This window comes from Streptomyces sp. NPDC012510 (assembly GCF_042955065.1).
Classification (GTDB): Bacteria; Actinomycetota; Actinomycetes; order Streptomycetales; family Streptomycetaceae; genus Streptomyces.
In genome coordinates, this window is record NZ_JBIBEN010000015.1 from 42,693 (window position 1) to 66,110 (window position 23,418).

Sequence of the window (23,418 nt, forward strand, 5' to 3'; positions counted from 1 at the left end):
ATCGCCGGGCCGTCACGGGATCGGGTACGGCTTCTTGTTGACGGTGACGATGCCCGCGATGTCGACGTTGGCCGCCCGGAGCGCCGCCTGCCCGACCGCGTTGATCTGGACGGTCCCGGCCGCGCTGATCGTCGCGGCACCGGCCGCGCTCATCGTCAGGGCGCCCACCGCGTGCACGTTGACCGCGCCGCCGAGCGACCTGAGCCCGACCATGCCCTGGCCCTGGAGGTTGAGCGGTCCACCGCTGCGGATGGTCACGGACCGCAGCGCGCTCAGCGTCAGATCGGTCCCGGCCTTCACGGACACCGAGGTGCCGCCCGTGATGCTGACCGCGCCCTTGCTGTCCACTGTGATCTCGGTCTTCGTCCGGTCCAGATTGATGATCAGCTTGTCGTTGCCGCTGGCGATCCGAACGCCCTGCTTGCGCAGGCCGGTCTGCTGACTGAGCAGGTCGACCCGGTTGCCCTCGCGGTCCGACAGGGTGTGCAGGATCGCCTTCTTCTTGACCGGGTCGTGCAGCCACATGTCCTTCACCGGGGTCGGCTTGTCCACACCGTTGTAGAGGCCGCCGATCACGAACGGGTGGTCCAACGCGCCCCGGTCGAAGGCGACCAGCACCTCGTCGCCGACGTCCAGAGGGAAGATCCCGCCGCCGCCCTTGCCGCCCATCTGCACCGTCCGCGTCCAGTCGCTGACGTAGGTGTCGTCCAGCCACGGGAACTGCAGCTTCACCCGGCCCTGCTTCAGCGGATCCTGGACGTCGGTGACGAGGGCGTTGGCCACACTGGGCAGCCGGGGCGCGGCGGTGGTGCCGCCCGAGGTCAGGCCGAACAGCGAGCGCCACTGCCGTCCGCTGACGGTCACCCAGGTCTCGTAGTGGCTACCGTCGCCGAAGGAGTGCCGCACGGACGTGCAGGTGTACTTGCCTTCGAACGGGGCGCCCACCTCGGTGAGCGTGACCGGCACACCGGGCCGCAGCCGCGGGTTGCCGCGCACCGTGACCTCCAGTTCCGCGAAGGAGGAGGTGATGTCGTCGGCGAGGGAACCGGCGGCGTGCGTGACCTCGGTCTGGAGGTCGTACGGGGTGTCCGTCTCGACCAGCTTGGCGGCCTTGAACGCGCCCGCCGCCTTCTGCGGGCTGGTGCCGATGGCGATACCGGGGTTGGTGGTCGCCGGGGTGACCGCGGTGAGCTTCTTCTTCGTCGTGACGTTCCAGCCGCGTGCCTCGACCTTGCCGACCTGGTCGGCGGCGGTGACGGCGGCGCGACAGCGCAGAATGTCCACGCCGGCCTGCAGCACGAAGGGGCTCTTCTCGCCGGGGGTGCTCGTCGGGGGCGCACCCGACGCCGGCTTCGGCCTGACGAACTGGAACTTGCCCTTGGCGTCCAGCGACATCACCATCTCGTTCTCGTCGGCGAGCCGCGCGAGGAAGTCCCAGTCCGTCACGTTCGACTGGGAGATGAAGTCGTAGACCGTCCTCGTGCCCTGCACCTGACCGACGGGGATGCCGTTCATCGCAGCCAGCTTGCGGGCGATGTCGGCGGCCGTCTGGTTGCGGTACGCCGCCACCCTGCGCACCCGCATCAGCCGGTGCCCCGGGTCGTAGCCACGCACGACGGTGAACGTCCCCGTGCCGTCGTAGTCGGTCTCCATGCCGGTGACCTCACCGGTGAGCAGCGGGGACGCCGCGCCCTGCCCGTCGGCGACCGGCGCGATGACCACCTTGGTGCCGAACCGGACGTCGAGCTTGCCCAGCAGCAGCCCGTGCGGGTCCCGGAACGTCAGCCGGAACGCTCCGGGCACCCCTGCCCCCAGATCGACCCAGCCGCCGACCAGCAGATCGGCGTACTCGGTGGGCAGCTTGGCGCCGTCGAGGGTGACATGGATGACGTTGGAGAAGGACGGCTTCACCATCAGAATCCCACCTCCTCGGCGGCGGGCAGGACGAGTTCGATGCCGGTGGGCAGGCGCCCCGGGTCGTCGATGCCGTTGGCCTCCGCGATCGCCCGCCACGCGGCCGCGTTCCCGTACTCCCGCCACGCCAGCGACTGCAGCGAGTCGCCCGCGACCACGCGGTGCACGCTTCGCGCGGTGAGCGCGCCCGAGGTCGGGTTCTGCCCCTTGGTCGTACTGGGGATCTCGTGCAGCGACATCCGGCAGGTGGCCCGGATCGGCACACCGGTCGTCCCGAACAGGGAGTACGTGACGTCCACGGAACTGACGTACGCCGTGAAGCGGGCCGTCGAGAACGACCCCCACTGGAACACCACCCACGGCGGCGACGGCTGCTTCGCGGCGAGGCTCTTCGATGTCACCTCGCAGCACGACAGCAGCGACTCCACCTTCTTCAGCACGGTGGTGCCGCTCGGCTTGTCGGAGGAGTCGAGGAAGATCTCGACGTTCATCTCCCGGGGCTGGGGCCCCATGAACTCCGGCAGCGCGCCGTCGCGTACGGCCGCGCTCGTCGTCGTCTTCCACTGGGCGCCCCGGCGCAGCGTCAACTCCGCCGGATTGAACTCGAAGTTGAACGTCTTCAACAGTCCGCCCGGTGTCGTGCTCGTCCCGACCGGCGGCTCGTGGATGGCCAGTGTGGCCCGCACGAGGCTCTTGCCCGCGCCGCCCTTGCTGCCCTTCGCCATGTCCTGTCCCCGCCCCTCAGTCCGTGAACCCGTGGTGCGTGATCTCCAGGACCTCCGTCGCGACACCCGGGTTCGCCGGGTCCAGGGACGGTCCCTGCCAGCTCACCGGCAGGACGTCGATCAGCCCCCAGTGCGCCACCTCCGAGCCGTCCGCGCGGAGCGCCGCGATCTGGGCCGTCGGGCGCTTCACGCCCGTCGACACGGACGAGATCCAGGCCGCGACCTTCGCCGTGTCCGGCGTCAGCGGCCTCGTCAGGCGGATGTTCGAGAACGTCACGCGGGACGGCAGTTGCCAGACGAACCCGTTGTTCCCGCCCTCCTGGCGGTGCTCGATCTCCACCGTCGACGACAGGCCTTCACACCCGTTGAAGTACCCGAGGCTCTCGCCGTCGATCGTCAGCGTGAAGAAGATGGTGGAGCCCGGGTCGAGATCGCGGGGCATCGGGGAGGGCCTTTCTGCGGACGGGGGGTCGGGTGGTGCGGGGTGTCCCGGGCGCGCGGTGCCCGGGGTGCGGCGTGCGGGGTGCCTTGGACGGCGGTCAGTGACGGGGGTCGCGGAGCTTGCCGACGCGTTCGCGGTCGAGGCGTAGTTCGGTGCGGACGAGGCGGGTGATCCGGCCGATGAGCTTGTGCGTGAGTTCGTCGAGCTGGAAGTCGGTGAGGGAACGGGGGTCGAAATGGGGGGCCTTGGGCGGCTCGGGGGGCTCGGTGACGGGTGAGACGGCTGTGGCCTTGGTGGTGGGAAGGGGGAGGGGGCGCGAGAGGGGGAGGGGGGTGGCGGATGTGGGAGCGCTTTTCAGCGGGGTCTCCGGGGCCCGCTGGATCGAGGTTGGGTCGGGGGCGGGGGCCGGGGCCGGTGTTTGTGGGGCGGTGGGGGCGGTTGGGCGGCCGGTTACTTGGCGCTGGACGGCTGTTCGGGCGGGGCGGGTGGTCGGTCGCTGCGGTGGCTGGGAGGTTGCCGTGGGGGCGACGGTGAGGGGGGTGGCCGTGGTGGCCGGGGTGGTGCGGGGCGTGGGGTTGTTGGCCGTGAGGTGTTGTACGGCGGGGCCGGTGGCGGCGGATGAGGGGCGGCGCAGGGGGACGGCGGTTCGGGAGGGCTGACGTTGGACGGCGGGGGGTGTGGTGGTGGAGGGGAACGCTGAGGTGAGGGCGCGGGTGGGGGTGAGAGGGCGCACGGGGGCGGGGGCAGGGGCGGGGAAGGGTGCCCTCGGCTCTCCGGGTGCTGCCGTCGGGGATGTGGTGCGGGCGGGTGCCGGTGCGGGAGTGTGCCGGGTCGGGATTGAGGGCGACTGCGGCTTGTGTGGGGCTGGTCGCGCAGTTCCCGGCGCCCCTTCAGGCCGCTGTTCGTGCCCGGGATTCGGCTTTGCCCGCGGTGTTGTTGCCGCCCGCTGTACGGGAGGGGGGCCGGCGGGACGTGCGATGGGCCTCGCGTCCCGGGGCGGGGTGGTGAGCGGGGCGCCGAGGAGGGGGCGCTGGACCGGGGCGGCCGTGTGGGTCGTGCTGGGGGATGAGGGCGCGGTCGGGGCCGTCGGCTGAGGGGAAGGGATCGACGGGCTGGGGGACGCGGGTGTGGTCGGTACGGCCGCCGTGCTTCCGGCGGTCGGGGCGCCGAGGCCCAGGCGCCTCGGTCCGCCGGCGTGCACTGACGACCTCTGGATGGTGGGCGTCGAGCCGAGCGGGGCGGCGCCTGAGGGGCGGATGGAAGGCCAGCTGCCGGTGCCGGTGCCGGTGCCGGCACCGGGGCTGGGGCTGGGGCTGAGGACCGCATCGGGGGCAGTCGTGGGCCGGCCGCGATCGCTTGTCGTCGCATCGCGACCGACCGCTGCCGTGCTGGGCGCGGGCGGTGTTGCGGACGGGCCGGTCGACGTGCCGGGGGGCGTGGCCGCCGTACGGCCGGGACCGGTTGCCGTACGGCCGTGATCGGTCGCCGTCCGCTGGACGTCGGCACCTTCGCCCGAGGAGCCGGTGGCTGTACTGCCCATACCGGCCGCCGTCCCGCTGGGGCCGGAGGCGGTTGTCGCACGGTGGATACCGGCCGTCGGCGTGGCAGGGCCGGTCGCCCGCGTGCCGGAGCCGTCCGGTGTCATGCCGCCGGTGATCGCCGTGCCGGCGGCCGTCTCACCACCCCTGTTGCCCAGTCCGGTCCCGGACCGTTGGGCGCCGGCCGACGGGTTGCTCGGACTGGTCTGGGTGCCGCCGGGGTCGCCGATGGTTCCGCCAGGGCCGACGGACGTGCCGGCGGAGTCGAGGGCGGTAGCGCCGGGGGTGGCTGCCGTACGGTTGGGTCCGGCCTCCGCTCTTTGGACGCTGACCTCCGCGTGGCCGGAGACCGTCGGTGCGGTGCGGCCAGAGGCTTTGGCCGTGCCTCCGGGACTGCCGGCGGTCGTGGCTTCACCGATGTCGGCGGTCGTGCCCGCAGAGCTGTTGTCCGTACTGCCAGACCCGGTGGCGGTACCGCTCGCGGAGCCGGTGCCCGCGCCGAACGGGCCGGTGCCTACTCCGGCCGGCCGGGTTGTCGTCCCAGCGGAATCGGCTTGCGTGTGGCCGGAGTCGGGCGCCGTGCGGGCGGAGTCGGCCGTAGCCCGTTGGATGGCGGTTCCGGCGCCACGCGGAGCAGTTCCCGTGTGGGCGCGGACGGTCTGGGTGCCGGCGAGTCCACGCCCCGAGGCGTCGGCGCCGACAGCCGGTTGCGTAGGCGCCGTTGCCCCGCGCGGGCCGACGGACCCGCCGGTCGGATCCGCATCCGACTCGGTCGAACCCGATGCCGTGGATACGGACGCAGTACGCCCCGACGCGGTACTGACGGAGGCGATGCGCCCCGACGCCGGAGCACCCGGCGTGGTGCGCCCGGCCGCTGGGGCACTTGACGGGGTACCCCCTGCTGTTCCGGCACCGGGTGTGGCGTCCCCCATTGTCGGGGCGCCTGGTTTGGTCTCCCCTGCTGTGGGGGCGGCGCCGGACGTGGCGCCGCCTGCTATGGGAACACCCGACACGGCGCGCGCGGAGGTCGGCGTATCCGGAGCGGTACGCCTGGATATCGGAGCGCCCGATGCGGGCATGCCAGACGTCCCACGTCCGGACGGCGTGCCGCCCGGCGTGATGTCGCCTGATGCGGTGAGCCCGGACGTGGGGGAGTCCGGCGTGATGTCGCCCGATGTGGTGAGCCTGGACGGCGTGCCGCCCGACACGACCCCGCCTGATGCGGTGAGCCTGGACGTGGAGGAGTCCGGCGCGATGCCACCCGATGCCGCACGCGCTGCCGGGACTCCACTCGATGCCGTGTGTGCCGACGGACTTCCTGCCGACGAGCCTCCGTCCGAGGCACTTGCTCTCGGCGAGGCTCCGCTCGATGCCGTGCGCGCCTGCGCCGTATCTGCCGTACCTTCCGACGGGTTTCCACCTGACGCCGTCGGCGCCGAGGACGTCCCTTCCGACGAGGCTCCGCCCGGTGCCGCGTCGGCTCCCGCCCCCGAGGCCGCAGCAACCTGCGGCACCCGGGTGTTCCCAGCGGCCTGTGGACGTGCCGCCGGCAGTGTCCGTCGCTGCACGGCGGGCGCGGTGGGCACCTTGGTCAGCGGGGTCGGACGGGGGGCGCGGGGCGGTACCGAAGTCACTCGGGGGCCGGTCGGCCGCGACGGGGTGACCCGGTACGGGGCGTGCCGTACCGACAGTTCGTCGCCCGGCGTGCCGACGGGGGCCTCGGGGCCGTCGTGCGCCACCGGCAGCGTGCGTGAGGGCAGTTCGAGGCCGGAGACGGGCTTCGCCGATGTGGTGAGGACGTCCCTGACCAGCCCGCCCGGTGCTCCGGGCAGGACGGCGTGGGACAGGGTCCCGGTGAACGACGGGTTCTGCCAGGTGCTCAGCTGCCCACTGAACCGCGCGTCGGCCACAACGGCCCGCCCGACGGTCACCCGCTGAAGAGGCGCGAGCCCCTGCCAGCCGCCGACCGCGGCCCCACCGACCGGCGCGGTACCACCGACCGGCGCGGTACCACCGACCGGAACAATCCCGCCGCCCGAACCGGCCCCGTCGATCGCAGGCTCACCAACCGCAGGCTCACCAACCGCCGAGACCGCCCCCGCACCCACGCCCACGCCCGCCGCGACCGAACCACCACGCGCCCCACCCGCATTCCCGCCAGAACCCGAAGCCCCGGCAGCAGCCCCCGCTCCACCGTCCGACCCGCCCCCGACCCCGCCCCCGGTGCCGGAGCCCGCCCCGGCACCCGAGTCACCACCCGCACCCGAGTCACCACCCGCACCGGAGCCATCCCCGCCCCGGCGCCCCGCCGACGCACCGACGCCCCGTAGGCGATCCAAGAACCCCACGTCAGCCCTCCGCCCCGCCCCGTGTCACGAGGGACGCGATCTGTTCGGTGTAGCGGCGGCGGTCGTGGTGTTCGAGGTCGAGGATCTCCTCGAAGCTCCAGTGGAAGTGGAAGGCGACGTACGCGATCTCCTCGTGCAGCCGGTCGGTCGCGTACGTCACGATTCCCCCAGGCGGCTCCCGCCGAGTTCGACCTCGAAGGGCTCGGAGCAGTGGGGGCACTCCACGGCGGCACGGGTGTGGCCCTCCGCGTTGACCTGCCGGTAGAAGTCCTGGAGGAACGCCAGGTCGGACGCGAACATGTTCTCCACGATCCCGTCGTGGACCATCGGCAGGTTGCCGAGACGGGTGATGACCCGGCCGAGCAGCACGACGGACAGATACGCCGGGTTCTCCTGGACACGGACGTCCCGCAGCGGGATCAACTCGTCCCGGGCGGTGGCCAGACGCATCACGCCCTCCCGGTGGACGGTCCCCGCCTCGTCGACGTAGCCGCGCGGAAGCTCGAACGGGAACTCCGTCCGCAGCCGCTGCGCCACCGGCGCGACAGCCGGAGCCGGAGCCGACGCCGGAGCCGACGCCGGAGCCGACGCCGGTTCCGGCGCGGCGACGGGAGCGGCGGTGGTGGGGAAGGGGGACGCGGCAGAAGCCGCTGCCTCCTGCTCCGCGACCGTCATCGAGCCCGCCCTGCCAGCCGTACGCCGCATTACTCGATGACCAGTTCTTCGAAGACGATGGTCACGGTCTCGGTGAGCGCGGAGGCCTCGCCGGCCTTGAGGGTGCTCGCGTCGATCTTGCTGCACCAGGCGTTGCGCATGTTGTACCGCTTCACCGGATTGTTCTGATAATCCATCATGATGATGGACGCGTTCTTGCGGGCCGAGCTCATCTGACCGTTGATCGAGTCGTTGATCCAGGTCGTGAACGCGGGGGACTGGGTCATACCGCGGACCACCGTGCACTGCCCGTTCTTCTGCACGCCGGGCAACAGGTTGACCTCGGGCCGGCCCTGGGCGGAGTTCTGCTGGTACGTGATGACGTCCTGTTCGAGGGTGAGGCCGCTGACCTCCGCGAGGTACTCGACCATCACCCCGTCGATCTGCAGGCCGAAATTGTGCGAGGTAAGGGCGTCACCCGGCGCGAGACTCATCTGTTCTCTGTCCTTCTAGGGGTTGTGGCGATGGCGTACGAGGGCTGAGGGGCGCCAAGCGGCTACTCCTCCAGCTCCCCGCTGCCGCTGGAGAACTGGGCCAGCCGGAAGATCACGAACTCGGCGGGCTTGACCGGGGCGATGCCGATCTCACAGATGACCCGGCCGAGGTCGACCGACTCCGGTGGGTTGGTCTCCTCGTCGCACTTGACGTAGTAGGCGTCCTCGGGCCGCTGGCCGAAGAGCGCGCCGCCGCGCCACTCGTTGACCAGGAACGCGGAGACGTTGCGCCGGATCCGGGCCCACAGGGCGTGGTCGTTCGGCTCGAACACCACCCACTGGGTGCCGATCAGGATCGACTCCTCCAGGTAGTTGAAGTACCGGCGGATGTTGAGGTAGCGCCAGGCCGGGTCGGAGGACATGGTGCGGGCGCCCCAGACGCGGATGCCCCTGCCGGGGAAGGCGCGGATGCAGTTGACCCCGATGGGGTTGAGCAGGTCCTGCTCGCCCCGGGTGATCTGCAGTTCGAGGTCCACCGCGCCGCGTACGACCTCGTTGGCGGGCGCCTTGTGCACTCCGCGCTCGAAGTCGTTGCGGGCCCAGACACCGGCGACGTGGCCGCTCGGCGGGACCACCCTCGACTGGCCGGTGGCCGGGTCGAAGACCTTGATCCAGGGGTAGTAGAGGGCCGCGTACTTGGAGTCGTAGCCGGCGGTCTCCTGGCGCCAGACACGGATCTGCCGTGCGTTGAGGCCGGGCGGCGGGTCGATGACGGCGACCCGGTCGCCCATCAGCTCGCAGTGCGCGATCAGACCGAGCTGGACCGCCTTGACGGCCTCCAGGTCGATCGCGCCACGCTGGTAGGCGGCCATCAGGTCGGGTACGGCGACCATCGAGACCTCGTCCACGGCCTCCAGGCCGCCGAAGCCGGTGCGGTCGGCGGAGTCGCCGAGGTACTCGGCCGGGCCGGGGTGGGCGTCGTCGGTCTCGGCGGGCGCGACGGCGGTCGGAGCGGCGGGGGCCGCGAGGGCCACGGTCTGGTTGTCGGGGCGCGCGAGCTGCGCGGCCGGCGCGGTCTCCGTGACCGTGATGAGCTTGGAGCGCTCCTTGACCTGGGTGACGACGTAGTTCCGGCCGCCCTTCTTGGCGGTCACGTCGAAGGTCTCGACCGGCTTGTCGCCGTCCTTGACGATCAGCCTGAAGCGTTCGGCGGGGCCCTCGCCCTCGGGGTCGGCGACCTCGACGCTCAGCGAACCGCCCGCGATGGCGGTCACACTGAACGTGCCCAGCTGCTTCGGCTCGCCCGGCGGGAGCGCGGCCGGCGCGGCGGACCCCGTCACGGCGGCCGGAGAACCCGCGGACGCGCCGCCCCGGGCCGTGCCGCCCACGCGGACGACGTACGCGGCGCTACCGCCGTTGTTGAAGAACCCGTACACCGAGTGCGCGAGGTAGTAGCCGTCGGTGAACTCGCCGAAAGCGGCGACGTACTGGGACCAGTTGGTCACCAGCGTCGGCTCGTTCAGCGGACCGGTCGGGGCCAGGCCGACGAAGGCGGCCACCGACGTGCCCACACCCTCGATGGGACGCGAGCCGCTGGCCACCTCCTCGACGTAGACACCCGGCGACAGGTAGGACGGCATGCTCTGCTCTCCTTGGGGTACGAGACAGGTCGCCTCTCACCCTCACGCGCGAAGCGCGTCCCCGGAAACGTCCTCCGGTACCTGATCGGGGGCATCCGCGTTGCCCGCAGGGGCAGTCCGCCCGATCGCGAACGACGCTCCCCCGGGAATCGCGGCCGATGCCCGGGTGCGATCGCGAAAGCCGGTGTCCTTTCGGGCACCGCGACCCTGCACCTTCTCCTCCTGACCCGGCTCCCGCGCTCCCGCTAGCGTCCCGACGTGAGCCTTTGGACTTCCCTCGAACCCGCCTCCGCGACCGTCGACCCGGGGAGCAGTACGACCGTGCGGCTGCGGTTGCGCAACACCGGTGACGTGGTCGACGAGTACCGCTTCGAGCCGGTCGGTGACATCGCGCCCTGGACGATCGTGGAGCCGCAGTCGCTGCGGCTGTACCCGGGGACCACCGGTGCGGTGGAGCTGACGTTCGCGCCGCCCCGCACCCCGGACGCGACGGCGGGGCCCAACGCGTACGCCGTGCGGATCCTGCCGACGGAGCATCCGGAGGCGACCACGGTTCCGGAGGGGAACCTGACGATCACGCCCTTCACCGAGGTACGGGCGGAGCTGGTGCCCCCGACCGTCAAGGGGCGGTTCCGGGGGCGGCCCAAGCTCGCCGTGGACAACCTGGGCAACACGAAGGTGACCGCGTCGGTCAGCGGCAGCGACAACGGCGACCAGTTGTCGTACGACATCCACCCGAGCAATGTGCAGATCGAGCCGGGCCGTGCCGCGTTCGTGAAGGCCACCCTGAAGCCGCGGCAGATCATCTGGTTCGGGTCCAAGGAGGAACGGCCGTACACCTTCGCGGTGAAGCGGTCGGGGGTGACGCCGCTCGACGTCGAGGGCACCTATGTGCAGCGCGGCTTCCTGCCCGGCTGGCTCGCCACCTGCCTCGGGGTCCTCCTCGCGCTGGCGATCACCTTCCTGACGCTGTGGCTGGCGTACCAGCCCAAGGTGGTCAGCGCGGCCACGGAGCTGCGGGAGGCGGCCGTCAGCACGCTGCCGCCCAGCCCCTCCCCGTCCCTGTCGGCCCCTCCGCCGCCCACGCCCTCAGCGCCTGCGGTCACCTCGGCGCCCCCGCGGACGCAGGAGCCGCAGAGCGACGGCGGGAGCGGCGCCGGCGGTGGCGGCGGTGACGGCGGTGGCTCCGAGGAGCAGCCGAAGAAGAAGGCGCCCACGGCCGCGACCGCGGTACGGCGGCTTGCCGCGGCGGACCCGGACGGCCGGCACATCTGCTACCGCGCGTTCGTGGCGGGCAAGGGCTGGACGGCACCGGAGTGCGACGGCGACACGGCCGGCACGGTGGGCCAGGGCAGGCCGCTCACGGCCCTCAACATCGCGGTCTCCGGAGTCGGCGGAACGGCCAGCGCCGCCTTCGTCCACAACCCCGACTCGACCAACGGCCAGGGCCACTACCCGGAGCCCTGGTCGGGAGCGCCCGACGGCCTCGACAACTACATCGGCGACTCCAAGAAGGACGCCCAGGCCATGCTGGGCTTCACCATCAACGTCGACGAGGGGGGCCGAGGCGTCTGCCAGTCGGTCCACCAGAAGGACCGGGGCTGGCAGAACCTGGCCTGCGACAAGCCCGGTGAGGGAGAGCACTTCATCTTCGGCGGCACCCTCGACAACGGCGTGTGGCTGGAAGCCGTCAAGTTCACCGTGTGACACGCCCGTTCGGGGCGGCCACCATGGCCGTCGGGGCAGCCCGGCCTGCCCCGACGGCTCCTGACCGGAGGTGGTCCGCCCCGTAGCGTCCCTCCGTGAGCCTATGGACTTCCCTGGAACCCGCGTCGACCACGGTGGACCCCGGTGGCAGTACGACCGTGCGGCTGCGGTTGCGCAACACCGGTGACGTGGTCGACGAGTACCGCTTCGAGCCGGTCGGTGATATCGCGCCCTGGACGACCGTGGAGCCGCGGACGCTGCGGCTCTACCCGGGTACGACGGGGACGGTGGAGCTGACCTTCGCGCCGCCCCGCACCCCGGACGCGACGGCCGGCCCTCACCCGTACGCCGTGCGGATCACCCCGACCGAGCATCCCGAGGCCACGACCGTTCCCGAGGGGAACCTGACGATCACGCCCTTCACCGAGGTACGGGCGGAACTCGTCCCGCCGACCGTGAAGGGACGTTTCCGGGGGCGGCCCGTGCTGGCCATCGACAACCTCGGCAACACCGGGCTCAACGCCGCCGTCACCGGCAGTGACAACGGCGACCAGTTGTCGTACGACATCCACCCGGGCAATGTGCGGATCGAGCCGGGCCGTGCCGCGTTCGTGAAGGCCACGCTGAAGCCCCGGCAGATCATCTGGTTCGGGTCCAGGGAGGAGAGACCCTACGCGCTCGCCGTCCAACGGGCGGGCGCGGCACCGAAGTCCGTGGACGGCACCTATGTCCAGCGGGGGTTCCTGCCCGGCCGGCTCGCCACCTGCCTGGGGGTGTTCCTGGCGATCGCGATCACCGGTGTGACGCTGTGGCTCGCCTACCAGCCCAAGGTCGTCAGCGCCGTGACCGAGCTGCGGGAGGCCGGTACGAAGGTGCTGCCCGGCTCCGGACCGTCCGCCCTGGCCCCGACGCCGAGCAGCTCGGCCGCGCCGCCGCCCTCCGGGTCGCCCGAGGCGCCCGAGAAAGAGGAGGAGCAGCGGCCCGAGGACTCCGGATCAGGGGCGGGCCCCGGCTCGGAGGCGGGTTCGGGCTCGGGCTCTGGCTCGGGTTCGGACTCGGGTTCAGGCTCGGGTTCGGGTTCGGGCTCCGGCTCGGACAAGAAACCGGAGACGAAGCCCGACGCGAAGAAGCCGGCCACCGTCAAGGGGTCCCTCATCATCGGTCGGGGATCGAACCGCTGTGTCGACGTCACGGACGCCCAGGACGGCGAGGGCAAGGACGGCACCCCGCTGCAGATCTGGGACTGTGCCGGCTCCGCCAACCAGAAGTGGGACTTCCGGGGCGACGGCACCGTGCGTTCCCTGGGGCTGTGCATGGACGTCGCGTGGGGCTCGCGGGAGGACGGCGCCGTGATCCAGCTGGCCAGGTGCAGCGGCAACCCCGCCCAGCGGTTCATCCTCAGCGGCGAGGGCGACCTCGTGAACCCGCAGGCCGACAAGTGCGTCGACGCCAAGGACAACGGCACCCGCGACGGCACCAGGCTCCAGCTGTGGACGTGTGCGGGCACCCCGAACCAGAAGTGGCGGTTGGAGTGACCCGGTCCGGCGGGCGCGCCACCAGGAGCGCCCGCCTGCCGGACGCCGTGCCCGCTACCAGGTGGCCTCGCCCGGCACCAGCCGGCCGGCCTTGCGGTACTCGCGCTCCGCGCCCTCCCGCAGGTCGGCCGTGGTGACCGGACCCGCACGGCCCGCCGCCGCGTAGGCGGCGGTGACGACGGCGCTGCGGATGGAACCGCCGGCCAGCTCGAAGTCCCGGGCCACCACCGCCGGGTCGGTGTCGTCCGCTCGGGGCACCGCCGCGAGACTGTGCCGCCACAGGGCGAGGCGCTGGGCCACGTCCGGGAACGGGAAGTCGACCACGAGATCCAGCCGCCGGGTGAACGCCTCGTCGATGTTGGCCCGCAGATTGGTGGTCAGCAGGGCGATCCCGTCGAAGGACTCCAGCCGCTGGAGCAGATAGGCGCTCTCCATGTTGGCGTACTTGTCGTTGGAGCTGCTGACCTCCGAGCGCTTGCCGAACACCGCGTCCGCCTCGTCGAAGAGCAGCACCGCGTCCGTGCGGTCGGCCTCCGTGAAAATCCGTTCGAGGTTCTTCTCGGTCTCGCCCACGTACTTGTCGACCACCGAGGACAACTGCACCACATACAGGTCCAGCCCCAGTTCGGCGGCCACCACCTCCGCCGACAGCGTCTTGCCGGTGCCCGACTCACCCGCGAACAACCCCAGGACCCCACGGCCCCGGCCGCCCCCGGCGCTCAAGCGCCAGTCACCGAGCACCCGGTCGCGATGACGGGCCCGCAGGGCGAGTTCCCGCAACTGTGCGAGGGGCTTGTCGGGCAGGACGAGGTCGTTCCAGTCGACGTCGGGGCGGATCCGGCGGGCGTGCCGCTCCAGACCGGAGGCGGACTGCAGCCGCGCTGCCCGCCGCAGATGTGCGGCCGTCACCGGGGTGCCGTCGAACGCCGCGAGGTCCACGGCCGCCCGCGCCGCCCGCGCGATCCGCTCACCCCCGAGCCGGTACGGGGCGACTGTCCCCGCCAGGTCGAAGCCCGGCCCGTCCGCGCCCGCGCCGAGCGCCGCCGCCCACGCGTCCACGGCACCGGACGGCGGCCGGGGCACGTCGAGGACCAGCGGATCACGGTCGCACCACTGCGGGTCGTACGGCCGCGCCCCCACGAACAGCACGGACACATCGGCCACCGACAGGGCCCGGACCAGCGGGCCCGGCTTCTCCGGCAACGGCGACACCACGATCGCGCACGCCCGCAGCCGGGCCTCCCGCAGCAGCCGGGGGAAGAGCCCGGCGGACACCTCCCCGTCCGCCGGGGGCGTGAGGTGCAGGGCCTCCGCCCCCGCCGCGCGCAGGGCGGCCGTGGCGAGCGTCAGCCCGTCGCCCTCGCGGTGCTCCCGCAGATGGACGGTCGTCGGGCCGGCGGTCAGCCGGGCGGCCAGCCGGGCCGTGAACCCGCCGTCCGCCACGGACGAGGGCGAGTCGGAAGCCGGCGAGTCGGAAGCCGACGGTGACGTGAGCGGACGGACATGTCCGACCAGCTCCGCGTCCAACGCGTCGTCGCCCAGCAGATGCGCGAGCAGCCGGTCCGGCACCCGCAAGGCCCGGCTGAGGAAGGGACGCTCCGGATCCTCCACGGTCAGCAGCCCGAGCGCGCTCAGCGGCGCCGAGGGACGGAACCGGGTCCGCGCCTCGGCGAGATGCACCGGCAGCCCGCACAGATCCAGCGCCAGCCCTACGGTGGCCCGCCGTCTGCTCACATCGTCGTTCAGGTACCCGTACAACTGCTCGTAGGAGCGGTCCAGATCGGGGGCGAGAGCGATCAGCAGGATCCGCGCGTCCAGTTCGGTGAGCCCGAGCCGCCCCGCCAGTCGCTCCAACGGGCCGTCCGGGACCGCCCCCATGTCCTCGACGTCCTCGACGTCCTCGACGTAGGGCTCCCCGCTCTCGAACACGGACGGGTACGACCCCGCCGAGGGCCCCAGCAGATGCCGTACACCCTCCTCGGACAGATACAGCCCCCGCAGCGGATCACCCGCCGTCGGATCACCGGCGCTGCGCCGGGCCACCAACGCGGCGATCCGCTCGCGCAGTCCGGCGAGCCGGACGAGAAGGGGGTCGGTGGCGGGGGAGGCGTATGTGGTCACGGCTGCCGTTTCCCGGGGTTCGGGGAGGAGGCCAGGTGCCGAGGCCGGTGGGCCCGCTCGCGCGACCCCTCCAGGGAACCGTCCGTGCCGCGTACGCGGACGGCGGCACCCTCGGTGACCGGGGGACCGGCGTCGTACTCGGGGAAGGCCGGGAAGGGCGCGGTGACCACGAGGTCCAGGGACGGCTTCAGCTCGCCGCCCAGCGCCGACCAGATCTCGGCGAGCGACCGGGACTCCGAGTGCAGCCCCGCCACCGAGACCGGCACCGACAACCCCAGCGCGCCGAGCGCGCCCGGGAGTTCGGTCGGGGGCAGCAGCTCGCGCGGCAGCAGGGTGGCCAGTACGGCGGAGAGCAGGCGGTGTTCGTCCTGCGGCTGTTTGGTCCAGGCGGTGACCAGGTACGACAGCCGGAACCAGCGGGGCGGCTGACGGCGGCGTACGACGATGTCCCGCTCGTCGCGGACCGGCGTCTGGCCGCGCTGGCGGCGCGAGACGTCCTCACGGATGTCGTACAGATAGGTGTTGACGGTGGGCGCGTTGCGCCGGGCCGCCCAGTCACGGGTCGGGGCCTCGAAGGAGACGTCGATGCCGGAGCCGGCCAGGGCACCACCGCCGATCAGTCCCTTGAGGACCTCGTCCACCTCGTGGATCACGGTCGTGCTCCTGCTGTGTCGTGTGCCTGTTCCCCCGATCGTGCCCGCCGCGGCGCCGGCCTTGCAGACCCGCCGGGGACGTCCAGGGGGCACGGTCCGCTGTCCCCCGGGCCCGGTGCATATGCCCGAACGATCAGATGTAGCCTTCCCGAAGGGCATAGGCCACCGCGTGCGCCCGGTTGCGGAGATGGAGCCGGGTGGTGAGGCCGTGCATCACGTTCTTGACGGTGCGTTCGGAGTAGGAGAGCTTGCCCGCGATCTCACCGGTGTCCATCCCCTCGGCGACGAGCCGCAGGACGTCGATCTCACGCGGCACCAGGCCTGACAGCGGCGCCCCGCCCCGGCCGGCCGCGGACCGCTGCAGCGTCCCCACCTGGTTGATCAGCCGGCCCAGCAGATCGGCGGGCAGGTCCCCGTCGCCCCGGGAGGCCGCGAGCACGGCCTGCGACAGCCGGAGCGCGGTGGCCTCGTGGCGCCACACGATGGCCCCCACCCCGCACTCGATGACATCGAGCAGCTCCGTCTCACGGATCAGGCTCACCACGAGCACGGCCCGCGCGCCCTCGCTGCGCACCAGCCGGCGCACCGTGGCGAGCAGCGACTCGTCCGGCGTCTCCCCGACCAGCACCGCCACGGTGCCCTGCCGTACCTCGGGATCGTCCCTGAGGTCGATCACCGGGTGCCCGCGCAACTGGCTGACGACCCCCGCGCGGGAGAGGGGGTCGGGCGTGTGGACCACGACCGGGATACGGCGCTGGGACTGCTGGGACTCCGCCGCGCCGGTGGCCGTGACCGTCGCCGTGTCCGTGGTCCGGAATGTACTGCGCAACCGTTTCTCCCGTAGGCACGAAAACGCCACTCCCGTGCGAGGAGTGGCCGATGGACTCGATTCACCCTTCTGTGCGCCGTGTGCATCAGGCAATCGTGGAGGTCCACGAGATACACCACGAGATTGCCCGCGGGACTCTTCACGAGACGGCCACCGCACTTTCCCGCCGACCACCCGCGACCGGTGCACCCCGACGGGCGGTGCCCCGTCTACGGAAGCGGAAAACGACAGTCCACGACAGGAGACAGCCGATGTGCGGGCCGGAACCGCTTCTCGAACGCGATGAGCCCTTGGAACTGCTGGCCGCCGAGACCGCGCGCGCCCGAACCGGCTCCGGCCGTCTGGTGCTGCTCCGGGGCGCCACCGGCACCGGCCGCACCGCGCTCCTGGAGGCCGCCGCCGACCACGCGGCGGCGAACGGCATGCGTGTCCTGAGGGCTCGCTGCTCGCCCGAGCACACGGCCGTCCCCTTCGACACCGTCACGCAACTCCTCGCCCACGGCCCCGAGTTCGACCAGGCTGCGGGCGAGGCCCCGGACCCGCCGGACACCCCGCCGCACCGGGGCAGGCCCGCCCGCCTGTGGCGTCTGCTGAGCACCTACGCGGCCGAGTCCCCGCTGATCCTCGCGGTGGACGACGCGCACTACGCCGACGACTCCTCACGCCGCTGGCTGACCGAGGCCGTCCGACGCATCGACCGCCTCCCGGTGCTGATCGTGGTCACCGAGCGCGGCCAGTACGACATCGACCCCCCGGCGGACGGCCTCGCACACGCCCTGTCCCCCGCCCTGGTGCACACCCGCACCCTGGCCCCGCTCACCCCCGACTCCGCTGCGCGACTGGTCCGCCGCGCCCACGGCGGTGCCCCTCCGGAACGGGTCGACGCCTGCTTACGGGCGGGCGCGGGCAACCCCCTGTTGCTCCGCGCCCTGCTGGCCGACCTGAAGAACATCTCACCCGACGCCCACCCGGCTGCCCTTCCGGACACCTGCGCCGCGCTCTACCCCGGCAACTACGCCGCCGCCGTCTCCTGGTGGCTGGACAGCGCCGGGCCGACGACCACCCGGGTGGCCCGCGCCCTCGCCGCACTGGACGACGAGGACGCCCCCGGGCCGGCCGACGCCGACCTGCTCGCCCGCACGGCCGACGCCGACCCCGCCCGCGTCCCCGGCTGGCTCACCGCGATGACCTGCCTGGGCGTGCTCCGCCCCGATCCCGCAGGGCGGCTCCGCTACGCCCACCCCCTGCTGCGCGACGCCGTGCTCGGCGGCTGGGCGAGCGCCGACCGGCAGGCCGCCCACCGCCGGGCCGCCGAGACGATGCTGCACCGGGGCGAGCGCGCCGAGACCGTCGCCGGACAACTCCTGCGCTGCGGCCCCGTCGGCGAGGCCTGGGCGACCGGCGCCCTCCTCGACGCCGCCGACCTCGCCGTCCGCGCCGACCGCAGCGACGACGCCCTCTCCTACCTCCGCCGCGCGCTCGACGAACCGATGCCGGCCGCCCGCCGCACCGTGGTCCTCACCGAACTGGGCTCCCTGGAGTACGCCACCGTACGGTCCACGGCCGGCATACCCCGCCTCGCCGAGGCGATGCGCCTGCCCGGCCCGCCCCGGGAACGCGTGCACGCGGCGGTGGCGCTGGGCACCGCCCTGGCCCGCCGGGGCGAGGCCCGTGCCGCCGTCGACGTGCTGCGCGGACTGCGCGACGAGCACCTGACCGGCCACCCCGACCTGATCCGCACGGTCCAGACGGCCTCCGCCCTGCTCTCCGACCACGACCAGGGCGTACGGCAGGAGGTCTACCGATGGCTCCGCGAGACCGCCGAGCGCTCACCCCACCTGGTCGGCACCGCCGGACAGGCACTCCTCGTGCGCTACGAGGCGACCGCCGGCCTGACCTCGGCGGCCTCGGCGATGCAGCGCGTCCGAGCGCTCCTCGCCCAGCCGTCCGACCCGCTCGCCGAGGTCTTCCTGCTGGGCACCGCCGCCGCCGTCGCCCAGTGGGCCGACCAGCTCGACGAGGCCGACCGCCTGGTCCGGCGGGGCCTCACCGGCCAGCGCACCTCCCTCCTCCACCCCATGCACCTGGCCCTGCTCAACGTGCGCATCGACATCGCCGCCGCCCGGGGCGCCCACTCACTCGTCCTCGCCGACCCCGAGGTGTCCCGCGCGGCCGGCGGAGGGGCCGAGTCCGCGAACGCGCTGGCCCACGCCGTCATCGCCCTCGTGGAGACCAGCCGCACGGCCGAAGCCGCCCGGCTGGCCGACGCCTTCGACGTCCGACACACCCACGACTCCTGGGAGTTGAACCGCTTCCTCTATGCCCGAGGCCTCCTGCGCACAGCCACCGGCGACCCGGCCGCCGCCCTCGACGACTTCCTCGAATGCGGCCGCCGCCAGTCCGCCCGGGACGTCACCAGCCCCGTCGTCACCCCCTGGCGCACCGCCGCCGCCGAATGCCACCTCGCCCTCGGCCGCCCCCACGAGGCCCTCGCCCTGGCCGACCAGGAACTACGCCTCGCCACGGTCTGGAACACCCCCCGCGTACTGGGCCGGACCCTGAGCACCCTGGGCACCGCGACGGGGGGCCGCCGGGGCCTGGAGCTGGGGGAGCGGGCGGTACGGACGCTGAGGCAGGGGATCGACCGGGCGCCGGACGACGGAGCCTCCGGTGAGACGGCTGCCGGTGGGCGGACGGCCTCCGAAGTGCCGGGCGAGGGACGGGACGTGGCCCCGGGCGGGGAGCCGGTCGAGACGGAGTTGATCAGGGCGCTCGTCGCCCAGGGGCGGGGGCTCGCCGCCGCCGGGGAGCGGGCCCGGGCCCGGGACGCCTTCCGGGAGGCCGCCGAACGAGCCGAACGGCTGGACGCGTCGCGCCTGCGCGGCCTCGCGGAGGCGGCCCTGCGCGAGGGCGGAGCCCGCCGCACGGGGACGGCCCTGACGGGCCCCTCCGCGCTCACCGCCGGCGAACGCCGCATCGCCGAACTCGCCGCCCAGAGCCGCACGAACACGGAGATAGCCCAGCTCCTCCACCTCGCCCGCCGCACCGTCGAGACCCACCTGACCAGCACCTACCGCAAGCTGGGCATCCGCCGCAGATCAGAACTCGGCGCGGCCCTCGCGAACGCCGGCGAGACCCCCTGACCCGCCCCGAAACGGTTCGTCCGCCGTTCGTGCCGACATCCGCACTTCGGCCCCGACTACCCGACCGCGCTCTCGGCCCAGCAACTCCTCTCCCGAACCCGGGCCGCGCTCGGCCATGTGGAGGCGGGGGCAGAGCTGATGACGGATGTCGTGGCCCGGCGGGAACACAGCCTGGGGCCCGACCATCCGTTCACGGTTGCCGGCCGTGAGCTGCTGAGCGCGTTCGCGTCGGGGCGGTGGCACCCGCCCGGTGCGGAAGTGTGACGGGCAGATGTACGGCTGACGAGGTCCACCTTGGCGCGTTGGCGGGCCGTTCTCAGCGGAGGTGATCGACGAAGGCACCCCAGGCGCGCGGGGAGAAGCCGAGTACGGGGCCGCCGGGGCGCTTGCTGTCGCGGACGGGAACGAGGGCGGGGAGGTTGTCGGCGACCTCGACGCAATTGCCTTGCCCGCCGCTGTAGCTGCTCGCCCGCCACGTTGCTCCCACGAGCGCCGGATGTATGTCGTGGTCCTGACTCATGCTCTGTACTCCTTGGCAGTACGGCGGATCAGCGTGAGTGATTCCGTCGGCGGCAGCGCCGTGGTGCGGGCTGTTGCGGCTGGAGGTCAGCGACGCGGGCGTGGGCAAACCCGAAGTTCGGGTCCCCGGTGACGAGGAGACCGGCGGGCGCGGGCTGCTGCTCGTGGAGGCGCTGGCTCACCGCTGGGGAGTCGAGGAGCGCGCGGGTGGGATCGGGAAGACGGTGTGGGTCGAGCTGAAGGAGCCGGACATCGTGGCCGGGCCCGTCGGGAGCGTGGTGTTCGTCAGCGGATCCCTGACCCGAGGAAGACATATGGGTTCGCGGCACGCCGAGCCCCGCACCCAGGGCCGCCGCCCCTCATGACTGTGGCCGATGCCCGGGTGACGCCGAGAGCTTTGAGGCTGACCTCGCTCGCGCCCTGGATGCGGCCACGGCCACCAGCCTTAGTCAGGTCGCGGACGTCATCAAGACGTACGCCGGCAGCATCCGTGCCTTCAGTGACCCCGACGTCGACCATGCGCTCCGGGAGGGGCTCGACCTTATCGTCAAGATCAAGAAGGGCAACCAGGAGAGAGCCTGAGCATTGCTGTGATCAGCGGGTGGGAAGCGCGACGAGTGCTCTGTGCCTCCCGGAGAGCTATCCTTTAGTCCAGTACTTAGTCCACCAGTCCAGCGCTTGGTCCACTCGCTGGTCACATCGTGAGGCAGCCATGGAAGCAGCCCGTCAATACAACGTTCATGAGGCCAAGACGCACTTTTCGCGGATCTTGGAGCAGGTCGCGACGGGTCAGGAGGTCGTGATCAGCAAGGCGGGGGAGCCGGTGGCCAAGGTCGTGCCTCTGCGTCCCAAGGTGAAGCGGACCGGTCGGGGCTCGCTCCGGGGGCAGATCCATATCCCCGACGATTTCGATGAACTGCCCGACGATATCGCCGCCACATTCGGGATGCGCTGATGCGGCTGCTGCTCGACACCCACGTGGTCCTGTGGTGGCTGGACGACTCCGCTGAGCTGTCCGGTGAGATCAAGGATCTCCTCGACACCGAACCCGCCGTGTACGTGAGCGCGGTATCACCGTGGGAGATCGCCATCAAGCAGTCTCTCGGGAAACTGGAAGGTTTGGAAGATCTGGCCGAGCGGGTGCGCGACAGCCAGTTCACCGGCCTGCCCATCACCGCCGGGCACGGGGTACGGGCGGGCCGGCTTCCGGCGCTGCACCGGGATCCCTTTGACCGGATACTGGTCGCCCAGGCTCAGATCGAAGGAATGACCCTGGTAACGCGGGACAAGTGGATCCCGCAGTACGACGTCCGGGTCATGACCGTGTGAGGGGCGGTCCGCATCCGCACAGTCAGGCGCCACCGGTCGCGTTGCGGCGACTTCGCCAACGATGGTTCTCGCGGGTTCAGGTGCAGGGGGCGATCAGGTCCTTGATGAGGTGTTCCAGGACGGCGGGCTCGTGGATCTTGTTCTGCGCCTTCGTGAACACCTCGCCGAGCATCGTGCCGCCGTTGCGGCCCAGTTCCCGCAGGACGTGCTCGTACTGGTCCACGAGATCCTCGGCCGACCGGCTGGTGAGGCTCGGCCAGTCCAGGCCCGGCGGGACGAGTGCCTCCTCCGGCATGTTCTTGCGGAACCTGGCCGGGTGGTTGGCGCGCTCGCGTGGAGACGCCGGAGTGGCGCAGCAGCTCGCAGTACGAGGAGCAGTTCATCGGCCCACCGATCAGCACTCGATGATGTTCACCGCCAGCCCGCCCCGGGCCGTCTCCTTGTACTTGACGCTCATGTCGGCGCCGGTGTCCTTCATCGTCTTGATGACCTTGTCCAGGGACACCTTGTGGGAGCCGTCACCCCGCATGGCCATGCGGGCGGCGGTGACGGCCTTGACCGCCGCCATGCCGTTGCGTTCGATGCAGGGGATCTGGACGAGACCGCCGACCGGGTCGCAGGTCAGGCCCAGATTGTGCTCCATGCCGATCTCGGCCGCGTTCTCGACCTGTTCGGGGCTGCCGCCCAGGACCTCGGCCAGCGCTCCCGCCGCCATGGAGCAGGCGGAGCCGACCTCGCCCTGGCAGCCGACCTCGGCGCCGGAGATGGAGGCGTTCTCCTTGAAGAGCATGCCGATGGCGCCGGCGGCCAGCAGGAAGCGGACCACCCCGTCCTCGTCCGCGCCCGGCACGAAGTTGATGTAGTAGTGCAGGACCGCCGGGATGATGCCGGCCGCGCCGTTCGTGGGGGCGGTCACCACCCGGCCGCCCGCCGCGTTCTCCTCGTTCACGGCCATCGCGTAGAGCGTGATCCACTCCATGGACCGGGCCAACGGCTCGCCCTCCGCCCGGAGTTGCCGGGCCGAGACGGCGGCGCGGCGGCGCACGCGCAGGCCGCCCGGCAGAATGCCCTCACGCGTCATGCCACGCGAGACGCACGCCTGCATGACGCGCCAGATGTCGAGGAGCCCGGAGCGGATCTCGTCCTCGGTGCGCCAGGCGCGTTCGTTCTCCAGCATCAGGGCGGAGATCGACAGACCCGTCTCCCGCGTCAGTCGGAGCAGCTCGTCACCTGTCCTGAAGGGGTACTTGAGGGGGGTGTCGTCGAGTTTGATGCGGTCCGCGCCGACCGCCTCCTCGTCGACGACGAAGCCGCCGCCGACGGAGTAGTACGTCTTCGACAGCGTCTCGGCACCCGAGGCGTCGTACGCCCGGAGCGTCATGCCGTTGGCGTGGTAGGGCAGCGTCTTGCGCCGGTGCAGGACCAGGTCCTTGTCGAAGTCGAAGGGGATCTCGTGGTCGTCGAGGAGACGGATGCGGCGCGATCGCCTGATCGCCTCCACCCGGTCGTCGGCCGACTCGACGTCCACCGTGCGCGGTGAGGCGCCCTCCAGGCCCAGGAGCACGGCCTTGGGGGTGCCGTGGCCGTGGCCGGTGGCGCCCAGGGAGCCGTACAGCTCGGCGCGTACCGACGCGACGCCCGTGAGCAGTTCCTCGTTGCGCAGCCGGCGGGCGAACATCCGGGCGGCACGCATCGGGCCGACCGTGTGGGAGCTGGACGGGCCGATGCCGATCGAGAACAGGTCGAAGACCGAGATGGCCACGGTGACTCCTCAGAACGGGGGAGGTTGGTGCGGGGGTGGGGCACCGCGCTCAGGTCCAGTGTGCG

20 protein-coding genes are annotated in these 23,418 nt (G+C 72.2%); 6 read left to right on the top strand and 14 right to left on the bottom strand.

The window, feature by feature from the left end; genetic code table 11:
- Positions 1 to 12 precede the first annotated feature (12 nt).
- From ACFY9I_RS26390 to ACFY9I_RS26425, 8 genes are all read right to left on the bottom strand, one after another.
- Positions 13 to 1,914 carry a VgrG-related protein gene (locus ACFY9I_RS26390; protein WP_391005694.1) on the bottom strand — a complete coding sequence of 634 codons (1,902 nt, stop codon included), beginning with the start codon at positions 1,912 to 1,914 and terminating at the stop codon, positions 13 to 15.
- Positions 1,914 to 2,639: a peptidase M23 gene (locus ACFY9I_RS26395; RefSeq protein ID WP_391005696.1), complete on the bottom strand. Its 726-nt coding sequence runs from the start codon at positions 2,637 to 2,639 to the stop codon at positions 1,914 to 1,916. Before ACFY9I_RS26395 ends, ACFY9I_RS26390 begins: the two co-directional genes overlap by 1 nt.
- Before the next feature lie 16 nt (positions 2,640 to 2,655).
- Complete coding sequence (locus ACFY9I_RS26400; protein ID WP_391005697.1) at positions 2,656 to 3,081, bottom strand: phage tail protein; 426 nt, start codon at positions 3,079 to 3,081, stop codon at positions 2,656 to 2,658.
- A gap of 97 nt (positions 3,082 to 3,178) precedes the next feature.
- Positions 3,179 to 3,814 (bottom strand): extensin, encoded by a 636-nt coding sequence (locus ACFY9I_RS26405; RefSeq protein WP_391005699.1) that lies wholly within the window; start codon positions 3,812 to 3,814, stop codon positions 3,179 to 3,181.
- Between the two features lie 3,154 nt (positions 3,815 to 6,968).
- On the bottom strand, positions 6,969 to 7,127 hold the full coding sequence (locus ACFY9I_RS26410) for a DUF6760 family protein (RefSeq protein ID WP_391005701.1): 159 nt from the start codon (positions 7,125 to 7,127) through the stop codon (positions 6,969 to 6,971).
- Positions 7,124 to 7,642: a hypothetical protein gene (locus tag ACFY9I_RS26415; protein WP_391005703.1), complete on the bottom strand. Its 519-nt coding sequence runs from the start codon at positions 7,640 to 7,642 to the stop codon at positions 7,124 to 7,126. The genes ACFY9I_RS26410 and ACFY9I_RS26415 overlap by 4 nt, the downstream gene beginning before the upstream one ends.
- A gap of 29 nt (positions 7,643 to 7,671) precedes the next feature.
- Positions 7,672 to 8,115 carry a phage tail protein gene (locus ACFY9I_RS26420; RefSeq protein WP_391005705.1) on the bottom strand — a complete coding sequence of 148 codons (444 nt, stop codon included), beginning with the start codon at positions 8,113 to 8,115 and terminating at the stop codon, positions 7,672 to 7,674.
- Between the two features lie 62 nt (positions 8,116 to 8,177).
- Positions 8,178 to 9,755: a phage tail sheath subtilisin-like domain-containing protein gene (locus tag ACFY9I_RS26425; protein WP_391005707.1), complete on the bottom strand. Its 1,578-nt coding sequence runs from the start codon at positions 9,753 to 9,755 to the stop codon at positions 8,178 to 8,180.
- A 258-nt stretch (positions 9,756 to 10,013) separates the two neighbouring features.
- Between ACFY9I_RS26425 and ACFY9I_RS26430 the strand changes: the two genes are divergently transcribed.
- Entirely contained in the window at positions 10,014 to 11,462 is a 1,449-nt protein-coding gene (locus ACFY9I_RS26430) for a hydrolase (protein WP_391005709.1), read from the top strand.
- 95 nt (positions 11,463 to 11,557) lie between these two features.
- Positions 11,558 to 12,997, top strand: coding sequence for a ricin-type beta-trefoil lectin domain protein (locus ACFY9I_RS26435; protein ID WP_391005711.1), 1,440 nt, complete (start codon positions 11,558 to 11,560; stop codon positions 12,995 to 12,997).
- Between the two features lie 54 nt (positions 12,998 to 13,051).
- Here the strand turns inward: ACFY9I_RS26435 and ACFY9I_RS26440 are convergent, their stop codons facing one another.
- The 3 genes from ACFY9I_RS26440 to ACFY9I_RS26450 form a co-directional block, all read right to left on the bottom strand.
- Positions 13,052 to 15,118 carry an AAA family ATPase gene (locus tag ACFY9I_RS26440; protein WP_391005713.1) on the bottom strand — a complete coding sequence of 689 codons (2,067 nt, stop codon included), beginning with the start codon at positions 15,116 to 15,118 and terminating at the stop codon, positions 13,052 to 13,054.
- Entirely contained in the window at positions 15,115 to 15,771 is a 657-nt protein-coding gene (locus ACFY9I_RS26445; protein WP_391005715.1) for a Pvc16 family protein, read from the bottom strand. The genes ACFY9I_RS26440 and ACFY9I_RS26445 overlap by 4 nt, the downstream gene beginning before the upstream one ends.
- Positions 15,772 to 15,904: 133 nt before the next feature.
- The gene (locus ACFY9I_RS26450) at positions 15,905 to 16,600 is read right to left on the bottom strand and encodes a LuxR C-terminal-related transcriptional regulator (RefSeq protein ID WP_391005717.1); all 696 of its coding nucleotides are present in this window, start codon (positions 16,598 to 16,600) and stop codon (positions 15,905 to 15,907) included.
- Positions 16,601 to 16,851: 251 nt separating this feature from the next.
- Here ACFY9I_RS26450 and ACFY9I_RS26455 point away from each other — a divergent pair, with 251 nt between their 5' ends.
- Positions 16,852 to 19,743: an AAA family ATPase gene (locus tag ACFY9I_RS26455; protein WP_391005719.1), complete on the top strand. Its 2,892-nt coding sequence runs from the start codon at positions 16,852 to 16,854 to the stop codon at positions 19,741 to 19,743.
- A 316-nt stretch (positions 19,744 to 20,059) separates the two neighbouring features.
- Here the strand turns inward: ACFY9I_RS26455 and ACFY9I_RS26460 are convergent, their stop codons facing one another.
- A complete protein-coding gene (locus tag ACFY9I_RS26460) occupies positions 20,060 to 20,263 on the bottom strand; it encodes a DUF397 domain-containing protein (RefSeq protein WP_391005721.1) in 204 nt (67 codons plus the stop codon).
- Positions 20,264 to 20,336: 73 nt separating this feature from the next.
- On the opposite strand from ACFY9I_RS26460, the gene ACFY9I_RS26465 reads away from it, so the two are divergent.
- The 3 genes from ACFY9I_RS26465 (at position 20,337) to ACFY9I_RS26475 (ending at position 21,591) form a co-directional block, all read left to right on the top strand.
- The gene (locus ACFY9I_RS26465; RefSeq protein ID WP_391005723.1) at positions 20,337 to 20,627 is read left to right on the top strand and encodes an ATP-binding protein; all 291 of its coding nucleotides are present in this window, start codon (positions 20,337 to 20,339) and stop codon (positions 20,625 to 20,627) included.
- Between the two features lie 347 nt (positions 20,628 to 20,974).
- Entirely contained in the window at positions 20,975 to 21,217 is a 243-nt protein-coding gene (locus tag ACFY9I_RS26470) for a type II toxin-antitoxin system prevent-host-death family antitoxin (RefSeq protein ID WP_391005725.1), read from the top strand.
- Positions 21,217 to 21,591, top strand: a complete 375-nt coding sequence (locus ACFY9I_RS26475; RefSeq protein WP_391005727.1) for a PIN domain-containing protein — start codon at positions 21,217 to 21,219, stop codon at positions 21,589 to 21,591. Before ACFY9I_RS26470 ends, ACFY9I_RS26475 begins: the two co-directional genes overlap by 1 nt.
- A 76-nt stretch (positions 21,592 to 21,667) precedes the next feature.
- Here ACFY9I_RS26475 and ACFY9I_RS26480 read toward each other — a convergent pair whose 3' ends face one another.
- Both ACFY9I_RS26480 and ACFY9I_RS26485 read right to left on the bottom strand, forming a co-directional pair.
- Complete coding sequence (locus tag ACFY9I_RS26480; protein WP_391005729.1) at positions 21,668 to 21,886, bottom strand: hypothetical protein; 219 nt, start codon at positions 21,884 to 21,886, stop codon at positions 21,668 to 21,670.
- Between the two features lie 99 nt (positions 21,887 to 21,985).
- Entirely contained in the window at positions 21,986 to 23,353 is a 1,368-nt protein-coding gene (locus ACFY9I_RS26485) for an L-serine ammonia-lyase (RefSeq protein WP_391005731.1), read from the bottom strand.
- Positions 23,354 to 23,418: the final 65 nt, after the last annotated feature.